Raw genomic sequence first — 8,312 nt, forward strand, 5'->3', positions numbered from 1 at the left:
CCCCCCCAACCCCCGGCGCCGCGGTGTGCCAGGCAAATGGCATTCAACCTGTTTGGGGTCGCTGCGCAACCCAGCGGGAGCAAGCTCCCTCGCCACGGTCTTCATCGTCCGACCGGCTCCGTTGCAGGCACCGCCTTGATCACCGCCCTCGGCGTTTGCAGCCCGGCGGGCGTGGCGCCTGGAATCGCCCGGGCCGAGGCCGGCAGTTGTGGCGCCTGCACGTCCGGCAGCGCCCAGCTGCGCTCCGGTTGCAGCAGGCCCTGGGCGCGGCGCATGAAATCGTAGCGGTTCAGGGTGATGCCGCGACCCGCCGCCGTGTCGCGGATGATGTAGGGCCGCAGGAAGACCATCAGGTTGGTCTTGGTGACCTGGCGCCGCTCGTTGCGAAACAGCGCGCCAATGCCGGGGATGGTCGACAGCCACGGCACCGCGTCATTGCTCTGGCTGTAGCCGTCCTGCAGCAGCCCGCCGAGGACCATGATCTGGCCGTCGTCCAGCAGGATGCTGGTGTCGATCGCACGTTTGTTGGTGACGATCCCGGTGGTGCTGGAGGCGCGGTTGTCGACGCTGCTGACCTCCTGGTAGATGTCCAGCTTGACCGTACCGCCCTCGGAGATCTGCGGCCGGACGTTCAGCTTCAGGCCGACCTCCTCACGGGTCACGGTCTGGAACGGGTTGTTGCTGGTGCCGCCGCCACCGGTGACGTAGCTGCCGCTGACGAACGGGATGGTCTGGCCGACGAAGATACTCGCCGCTTCGTTGTCCAGGGTCAGCAGGTTCGGCGTCGACAAGACATTGGTGCCGCCCTTGCTCTTCAGGGCCCGGGCCAGCACCTTGAGGTCGAGGATCTTGCCGATGCCGGGGATGTCCACGGTGCCGTTGACCAGGCCCAGGTTCAGGCCCTGGGGCAACACGTCGATGCTGGTCTTGCCGTTGAGGTTGAGCCCGGTGCCGCCGAGGTTGACCCCGCCGATCACGCCGCTGCCGCCGAGGTTGCCGGTCTGCCATTGCACGCCGAACTCGCTGGCATCGTCCTCGCCGACTTCGACGATCAGGCTCTCGATCACCACCTGGGCGCGGCGCTGGTCGAGCAGGTCGATGACCTCGCGCAGGTTGCGATACAGCGGGTCCGGCGCGGAAATCAGCAAGGTGTTGGTGGTGGCATCGGCCTGGATGGTCACGCCACCGGCGCTGAAGGCAGTGCTCTGCTCGCTCTGCGTCGTGCTGGAGGTTTGCCCGCTGCTGCCTTGGCCATAGCCGCTGCCGCTGCCCGAGGTGGTGCTACTCACGGGGCTGGCTGCGCTTTCGTTGCCCTGCCCGCTCTGGCCGGTGGTGCTGGCGCCCATGCTGCTGAGCACCGAGCGCGAATTGTCGTTGCCCTCGCCTTCGCTTTCGCCGGTGAGCAAACCGCGCAGGGCCTGGGCGAGTTTGGCGGCCTGGGCGTTGCGCAGGTACACCACGTGCAGGTTGCTCGGGTTGTTCTGCGCGTTGTCGAGCTTGTAGATCAGGTTGCGCGCCAGCTCGGTCCGCTCCGGGCTGCCGGCGCGGATGATGATGGAGTTGGAGCGCGGGTCGCCGATCACATTGATCTTCTGCGTCTGGTCGCCGCCCTGGGTCTCCAGCAGGTCGGAAACCATCTGGGCGATGTCCACGGCGATGCCGTTCTGGATCGGCACCACATCGGTGTCGATGGCGCTCGGGGTGTCGATGCCCTCGATGAGCTGCGCGACGCGCGACAGATTCTCGGCGTAATCGGTCACCACAATCGTGTTGTTGCCGGGGTACGCGTTGATCGGGTTGTTCGGTGAGACGATCGGGCGCAGCACCGGAATCAGGTTCACCGCGTTCTCGTATTGCAGGCGAAAGGTGCGGGTCAGCATGCCGTTGCCGGCGGGTTTGTCAGCATTGTAGATCGGCCCGCCCAGCAACTTGGCATCGGCTTCCGGCACCACTTGGGCGACACCGCCGACATCGACCACGCTGAAGCCCTGCATGCGCAAGGCCGCGAGCAGCATTTCATAGGCCTGGCGGGCGGGCACCTGGCCTTCGGAGACCAGGGTCAGGTTGCCTTTGACTCGCGGATCGACCAGGAACTGCTGACCGGTGGAACGCGATAAGGCGCGCACCACCGCCTGGATATCGGCCTCGACAAAATTCAGCGTCACCGGTTGATCGCCCAACGGGTTGCTCGCAGGGGCATCGCTACGCGGCGCGCGGGCGCGGGCCGTCAGGTCGACCTGATGGCGCACCGGTGGTTTCCGCTCACTGGATGCCTGAGCCCGTTGGCGGTCCAGCAACGCGTCACCGCTGCGCTGGGTGCTGCCCAGCGGCATGCCCAGTTCGCTGTCCACCAGCAACGGTGGCTGCGAGGCCGGCGGCGTGCTGGTGCACGCGCCCAAAGCAAGCAACAGCAGCGGCGCGGCCTTGCGCCAATGTCGCGGGTATCTGGACCCCTTCATGAAGCTTCCTTAGCGCTTGACGCGTGGTTCATGCGAACGGTTCCGGACAGAGTGCCGGGGGTTGGGTCGGAACTGGCCGGGGCCGTGCGCTGCAAGCGGGCCTCGATCACTTCCAGGGAAAATTGTGGTGGACTGCCGAGCAGCCAATTGATCACCCCGTCCGCCGGCGCGTCGGTGAAAGTGAGTTGCCACGCGCCAGGCGCCGCGGTGCCCGGCGGTTGTAACTGGTAGCGCTCGCCCAGGCCGCTGGCATCCAGAGTCTGGCGCAGGGCGGCTTCAAGGGATTGGCCCCGGGCAGGTCCGCCAACGTCGCGCAGCAGCACTTCGAGGGCTTCGGTCTGCGAGCGCAGCTTCGGGGTTTCGGCCTGCCAGTAAGCGATGGTTTTCAACGCCGGCTCGATCAACGCCAGCCAGACCAGGCCGCTACCGAGCACCAACGCCGCCAGGGCCACGGCACGTTGCTCGCGGGCGGCCAGGCCCTGCCAGGCCGTGCGAAGGTTTTGCCAACGCGCTTTCAGCTGTGCCGCGGTCAGCTTATTCATCGTTCGCTTCCTGGTTTTCGTCGGGGCTGTCTTGCGCTTCCTGCCCGGCCGGAGCCACGCGCAACGTCCAACCCTGGTCAATGGCGGCGACCTCGATGCCGGCCTGCGCCAGGGGTATTTTCCAGTCGTCGCCCGCCGCGACTTTCTGCGCTTCGGCGACGAGCTTGAGGCGCAACTCAGCGTTTTCGAACACCAGTTCCTGCACATTGCCGCTCATGAACGGCATGGCGCTGCCGGCCTGCCTTACCAGGCTGGCGAAGCGCTGCCCAGGCTCCGCCAGCGAACCGCTCTGGCGCGCGGCGATTTGCTGACGGGCCTGCTGCAAGGGATTGAGAATCACCGGCAACTGAGGGAACGCCTGCTTCACCCGTTGACTCATCTGTGCCTTGAGCCGCTGCCCCTGGGCCGCTTCCCGGTTGGCATACAGATTGAGCCCGACCACCCACACCGCCACCGCCAGCGCGCAAATGCCCGCCGCCCGGCCCCAGCCGCCGCGCCCGGCACGCCCCTGCGTCAACCCGGCATGCAGGCCCCAGCCCGGCGCAACACCGCTCCAGCGCTGGGTGACGGGCAAACTGTCAGTCGTCACTTGCGGCGGTGACTCGCCCACCCAATGCACACCGCTGCCCATTTCCACAAGCCACTCGTCCAGCGCATCTTCCAGCAACGGCTGGACCACGGCGTGCTGCAAGCCATGGCGCACCAGCAAGTGCTCGTCTTCGATACACGCCACTGGCCCCGACAACACCGGCAAGGCGTAGGCGGCCGGATACAGGCCGCGCAATTTGAGGCCGGCCTGCAGCAGGACCTGACCCAATATGTTCAGCGACGCACGGTCCAGCCAGGCGACCGCTACCTGCCCGTCCGCATCCCGCGGGCCGTGGGCCACTTGCATCTGTTCAGTGGCACCGAGCATCAGCGCCTGGGCCGCGCAGGTCACGGCGGCAGTGGTCTTCGCCGCGGACAGTGGCGGCAGCTCCAGGCGCGTCAGCAAGCTGTCACGCGGATGCAGGAAACATTCGACCGCCTGCTGCTTCGTGCCCTGGCCGAGCGCCCGGAGTGTGCTGAGACCGGCATCCCGCACCTGCCCTTGGCGGTCCAGCCAGGCAAATGCCACCGGGCTGTCGAGGCCGAGACGATCCAGCGGCGCCAGGGCGATGCGCAAACGGTTCATACACCCACCCGCGACCAGATCACCTGAGGCAAGCGGTCCTGGCTGCATTGGAGCAAGGCATCCAGTTCGACCCGCCGTTGGCCGCTGCGCACCTGGCCCCGCAGGCGGAACCAGTCGCTGGCGATGCCGACCTTGACGGTGCTGACGTCCAGTTCGGGCATGCGCAGGCGGTTGACGAAATCCCCGCGATTGATGAACCAGTGGCCACCGTCGCGTTCATTGATCAGCGCCTGGGCGCGTTGCAGCGACAATCCCGGCACGTAGGCGGTGAGCACCGCGGCGCTGGCGGTGTTGCCGTTGAGCCAGGTATTGGCCGGCAGGATCGTGACGTAAGGGGCCAGTGTCTCCAGCAACGCCGGGGTGACGCCCTTGACGCTGAGCAGGTCCTGCAAGGTGCGCAGCATCGGGCGGGTCGGCGCCAGCGTGTCGGAGGCGTCCGGCGAGGTGCTGCGGCCGCTGTCGAACGTGCCGCTCGTTGACGCCTGGCCCGCCCGCGGCGGATTCAACAGGCGCGGGTAGCCAGCAACCACCCGCTCGACGATACGCGCCCGTACCATGGCGGCGACACCCAACTGCTCGCACAGCCGCTCGAAGGCGCGCAGCTGTTCCTGGTCCACCTGGTCATCGACCACCAGATTGCGCAGGTTGAACTTGCCCTGTTCATCCTCCAGTTGCCCTTCGAATGGCGTGTCGACCTGGCCGGAGCCCGGCATCAGGATAGGTTTCGCCCACGGCTGGCCGAAGCGCGTCAAGGGATCGCGCTGGCGAACCTCCCAGAGCAACTGGCGACTCACCTGCAGGCCGCCCTGCAACCGCGCCGCGCCCTGGATGCGCAGTTGCTCGGCTTCCAGGCTGCGGGTGAACAGGGTCTGGCGGGTGAGCATGCCGCCGGCAATGACGGCCACCACGGCAGCGATCAGCAAGGCACTGATCACCGCCATGCCGCGCTGCTTCGCCGCTGTCGGCGAATTCGTGCGCATCACGGCCCTTATAACTGCCAGGAGCCGATGTCGGCGTTCACACCGTCGCCGTCAGGCTGGCCGTCGGCACCGAGGGAAAAGATATCGACCTCGCCGTTCGCGCCAGGATTGAGGTAGTTGTAGGGGCGGCCCCACGGATCATTGGGCAAGCGGTCCAGGTAGGAACGCCAGGTGCTGTTCTTGGCATCGGCCGGCCGCTCCACCAATACCTTGAGGCCCTGGTTCATGCTGGGGTAGGTGCCGTGATCGAGGCGATACAGCTTCAAGGCCTGCATCAACCCGCCGATGTCCTGCTTCGCCGCCGTGGCGCGGGCCTGGTCGGGTCGATCAAGAACCTTGGGCACTACCATCGCCGCGAGAATGCCGAGGATGACCACCACGACCATGATCTCGATCAGGGTGAAGCCCCGCTGCCCGCGTGGGCCTCGGGAACGGGCGTAACAAGGGGCGATGTGCATCTCGACGGTCCTTCCTGGATTCGATTCGAGGCGCAGTGTTGCAAGAAAATATGTCAGCGATATTGAAATTGCTCAGGAGCTTGCGTCGTCAATCTGTAAAGAACAATGCTCAGGCTTGGGTACTGCTTTCGCCCCCTTGAGCCGACCGATGCCACGCCCAGCCCCACAAGCCGGTTTCACCTTGATCGAAGTGCTGGTGGCCCTGGCGATCATTGCCGTGGCCATGTCGGCCGCGGTGCGCGTGGCGGCGGTGATGACCCAGAGCAACGGCTTGCTGCGAGACAAGTCCATCGCCTTGCTGACGGCTCGCAGCCAATTGGCGCAATTGCGCCTGGAGGGACACGTGACGCCGGGGATGAAAGTTTTTCAATGCGATCAGGGGCGCTTGCTGCTGCGCTGCGAGCAGAACCTGCGCCCGGCGGAAAACGGGCGGATGCTGCGGGTCGAGCTGAGCGTATCCGACCGCAGCCGCGAGGCGCCGCCCTTGGCTCGGCTGGAGACCTTGCTCGGTCGGGAAAAATAACCGGTTGCAAATGTTGCTTCGCCACAAGAGCCCTCACAACAAATGCGGTCAGGGGCGCGTCAGCGACGGCAAACTCACTGAATCCGGCAGCCGCGCCAGTGCTAATCGGGTCTGTTCGCCGCCGCGTTCGATCACCACGGCCTGCGCCTCGATCGCTACCAGCCTTACCCCTTGGGCTACCCGCTCGCCAGCCAGGAAACTGCGCGGTGGTCCGTCGTTGAGACTGAGGATCGCCACCGCGCCGCGGGCGCCGGCCAGCACCCCGCTGACCTTGATATCCACTGCCGCCGGCTGGTTGGAAAACCACTGCAACGCAGGACTGTCGGAACGCTCGGCCAGGCGTTGCGGGGCCACGTCCGGGGTGCGCGACTCGGCGGATGTCAGCAGCAGAGAAGACCAGGTCGCCACTCCAGCCAACGCTGCCACCAGTCCCAGCGCCTGGACGATCTGCGCCGGGGAGACTCGTTCCGTGAAAGTCATGTCCTGATCTCCTTGTTTGATTCCAGCGCCCAGCGTACGCGTCAATTCTCTCCGTTTTATTTCACATCCTTATCATCTTCAGCGTGCACGATGATCACCAACGCAAAGGAGCGCGCCCGGATGCACGGCAAGCAACGCGGTTTTACCCTGATCGAATTGATGGTGGTGCTGGTGATCGTCGGCATCGCCAGCGCGGCCGTGAGCCTGAGCATCAAACCGGCCCCGGCGAAGCTGCTGCGCCAGGATGCCGAACGGCTGGCCCAGCTGCTGCAACTGGCCCAGACGGAAGCCCGCGCCGACGGGCGACCGATCACCTGGCGCTGGGACGCCAAGGGCTTCGGCTTCAGCCGCCGCCCGGACCAGGGCGTGGGGCTCGATCGCTTCAAGCAAGACCCGCAGTTGCGCCCGCGACGGTGGCAAAGCCCGTCCATGGAGGTACGTGTGGAACCCCGGCAACGCGTGGTGCTCAATGCTGAATGGATCGGCGTGCCGCTACAGATCCGCTTGTCCGACGGCCAGAACAGTTTCACTGTGCAACGCAGCGCCGCCGGTCGGGTATTGGTTCAATGAGCGGCCGGGAGACAGGCTTCACCTTGCTTGAAGTCATGGTGGCGATCCTGCTGATGGCGGTGATCAGCCTGATCGCGTGGCGCGGGCTGGACAGCGTGACGCGCGCCGACAGCCACTTGCAGGCCAGCACCGAGCAGACCGAAGCCTTGCTGCGGGTGCTTAACCAACTGGAGCGCGATGTGGCCCTGCGGGCCGGCGTCGAGTTGAGCGAACCGCTCAAGCCAGGGATCGACAACGAGCCCTCGCCCGCCCCGCCCGCCCTCACCCTGCGCAGCACCGAAGGCCAGGGTTTTCGCCTCGACGTTATCCGTGAGGCCGCCGATCAGGGCGGTGGCTTGCAACGGGTACGCTGGTGGCTCAAGGGCGACACACTTTATCGCGCCCAGGGCCAGGCTCGCAGCCGCTACCCTCTACCGGCGCCGGGTGCGGGCGTGGCTGTGTTGAGTGAGGTCAGCGATGCGGAGCTGCGGTTCTGGGACAGGGAAAAGGGCTGGCGCAAACTCAGCGGCAACCGGCAGGAGGATCCGCCGGGCATCGAGATCAGCCTGACCCGGCAGACACCGCAAGGGCCGGAGAAGTATCGGCAGGTGCTGGGACCGTTGGAGTAGCCCACCCTTCGAGATTGTCGGAGCGGGGTTGCTCGCGTTTCCCTGTGGGAGCGAGCTTGCTCGCGATGGCGGCCTGAGAGTCGGCCAGGGTTTCGTTGACTGGGTACATATCCGTTGCTGCGGTAACGGCTGCTTAGGGTTCCGCCCTTACGGCGGGTCACTTTTGGAAAGAGCGCCAAAAGTAACCAAAAACGCTCTGCCCCACCACTCGGCACCTCGCCTGGGCTCGGTGTGCCCTCACTCCGGCATTGCTCCGTGGGCCGCCGCGAAGGGCCATCCATGGCCCAGCGCGGCTAACCCGGCATCCATGCCGGGTTGCCCACTGCGCAATGCCTGCGTTCGGCCAGCGTGGTTAACGGGGCGTCTCAGATCAAGATCAGGATCAAGATCAAGATCAAGGCGGTCTGGTAGGCAGCCTGCCTCTTCAGCTTTACCCCGATCTGACTGTGGGAGCGAGCCTGCTCGCGAAGAGGCCGGCACATTCAACATCTTCATCGACCATGCCACCGCCTTGGGGG

9 protein-coding genes are annotated in these 8,312 nt (G+C 65.9%); 3 read left to right on the top strand and 6 right to left on the bottom strand.

Annotation, left to right across the window (positions count from 1 at the left end; genetic code table 11):
* Positions 1 to 101: 101 nt before the first annotated feature.
* The 5 genes from gspD to gspG are packed head-to-tail and all read right to left on the bottom strand — an operon-like array spanning position 102 to position 5,613.
* A complete protein-coding gene (gspD, locus tag ACE04F_RS17140) occupies positions 102 to 2,459 on the bottom strand; it encodes a type II secretion system secretin GspD (protein WP_486108499.1) in 2,358 nt (785 codons plus the stop codon).
* Positions 2,456 to 3,001 carry a type II secretion system protein GspM gene (gene gspM / locus ACE04F_RS17145; protein ID WP_486108501.1) on the bottom strand — a complete coding sequence of 182 codons (546 nt, stop codon included), beginning with the start codon at positions 2,999 to 3,001 and terminating at the stop codon, positions 2,456 to 2,458. The genes gspD and gspM overlap by 4 nt, the downstream gene beginning before the upstream one ends.
* On the bottom strand, positions 2,994 to 4,175 hold the full coding sequence (gene gspL / locus ACE04F_RS17150) for a type II secretion system protein GspL (protein WP_486108503.1): 1,182 nt from the start codon (positions 4,173 to 4,175) through the stop codon (positions 2,994 to 2,996). Before gspL ends, gspM begins: the two co-directional genes overlap by 8 nt.
* The gene (gene gspK, locus ACE04F_RS17155; RefSeq protein WP_486108505.1) at positions 4,172 to 5,155 is read right to left on the bottom strand and encodes a type II secretion system minor pseudopilin GspK; all 984 of its coding nucleotides are present in this window, start codon (positions 5,153 to 5,155) and stop codon (positions 4,172 to 4,174) included. The genes gspL and gspK overlap by 4 nt, the downstream gene beginning before the upstream one ends.
* A gap of 8 nt (positions 5,156 to 5,163) precedes the next feature.
* Complete coding sequence (gene gspG, locus ACE04F_RS17160; protein ID WP_486108507.1) at positions 5,164 to 5,613, bottom strand: type II secretion system major pseudopilin GspG; 450 nt, start codon at positions 5,611 to 5,613, stop codon at positions 5,164 to 5,166.
* Positions 5,614 to 5,761: 148 nt separating this feature from the next.
* Between gspG and gspI the strand changes: the two genes are divergently transcribed.
* Positions 5,762 to 6,136 carry a type II secretion system minor pseudopilin GspI gene (gene gspI / locus ACE04F_RS17165; RefSeq protein ID WP_305501116.1) on the top strand — a complete coding sequence of 125 codons (375 nt, stop codon included), beginning with the start codon at positions 5,762 to 5,764 and terminating at the stop codon, positions 6,134 to 6,136.
* A gap of 48 nt (positions 6,137 to 6,184) precedes the next feature.
* On the opposite strand, the gene ACE04F_RS17170 is transcribed toward gspI, so the two are convergent.
* Positions 6,185 to 6,616 (bottom strand): type II secretion system protein N, encoded by a 432-nt coding sequence (locus tag ACE04F_RS17170; RefSeq protein ID WP_486108509.1) that lies wholly within the window; start codon positions 6,614 to 6,616, stop codon positions 6,185 to 6,187.
* Positions 6,617 to 6,736: 120 nt separating this feature from the next.
* On the opposite strand from ACE04F_RS17170, the gene gspH reads away from it, so the two are divergent.
* Both gspH and ACE04F_RS17180 read left to right on the top strand, forming a co-directional pair.
* Positions 6,737 to 7,186, top strand: a complete 450-nt coding sequence (gene gspH, locus ACE04F_RS17175; protein ID WP_486108570.1) for a type II secretion system minor pseudopilin GspH — start codon at positions 6,737 to 6,739, stop codon at positions 7,184 to 7,186.
* The gene (locus tag ACE04F_RS17180; protein WP_486108511.1) at positions 7,183 to 7,794 is read left to right on the top strand and encodes a type II secretion system protein GspJ; all 612 of its coding nucleotides are present in this window, start codon (positions 7,183 to 7,185) and stop codon (positions 7,792 to 7,794) included. The genes gspH and ACE04F_RS17180 overlap by 4 nt, the downstream gene beginning before the upstream one ends.
* The last annotated feature ends 518 nt before the right edge of the window (positions 7,795 to 8,312 follow it).

The sequence above is a fragment of the Pseudomonas sp. AGC41 genome (assembly GCF_057334555.1).

Excerpts from the sequence above, each read along its gene's own strand:
- ACE04F_RS17170 (WP_486108509.1), bottom strand. The coding sequence starts at position 6,616 with ATGACTTTCACGGAACGAGTCTCCCCGGCGCAGATCGTCCAGGCGCTG.
- gspM (WP_486108501.1), bottom strand. The coding sequence starts at position 3,001 with ATGAATAAGCTGACCGCGGCACAGCTGAAAGCGCGTTGGCAAAACCTT.
- gspL (WP_486108503.1), bottom strand. The coding sequence starts at position 4,175 with ATGAACCGTTTGCGCATCGCCCTGGCGCCGCTGGATCGTCTCGGCCTC.
- gspI (WP_305501116.1), top strand. The coding sequence starts at position 5,762 with ATGCCACGCCCAGCCCCACAAGCCGGTTTCACCTTGATCGAAGTGCTG.
- gspD (WP_486108499.1), bottom strand. The coding sequence starts at position 2,459 with ATGAAGGGGTCCAGATACCCGCGACATTGGCGCAAGGCCGCGCCGCTG.
- gspG (WP_486108507.1), bottom strand. The coding sequence starts at position 5,613 with ATGCACATCGCCCCTTGTTACGCCCGTTCCCGAGGCCCACGCGGGCAG.
- gspK (WP_486108505.1), bottom strand. The coding sequence starts at position 5,155 with ATGCGCACGAATTCGCCGACAGCGGCGAAGCAGCGCGGCATGGCGGTG.
- ACE04F_RS17180 (WP_486108511.1), top strand. The coding sequence starts at position 7,183 with ATGAGCGGCCGGGAGACAGGCTTCACCTTGCTTGAAGTCATGGTGGCG.
- gspH (WP_486108570.1), top strand. The coding sequence starts at position 6,737 with ATGCACGGCAAGCAACGCGGTTTTACCCTGATCGAATTGATGGTGGTG.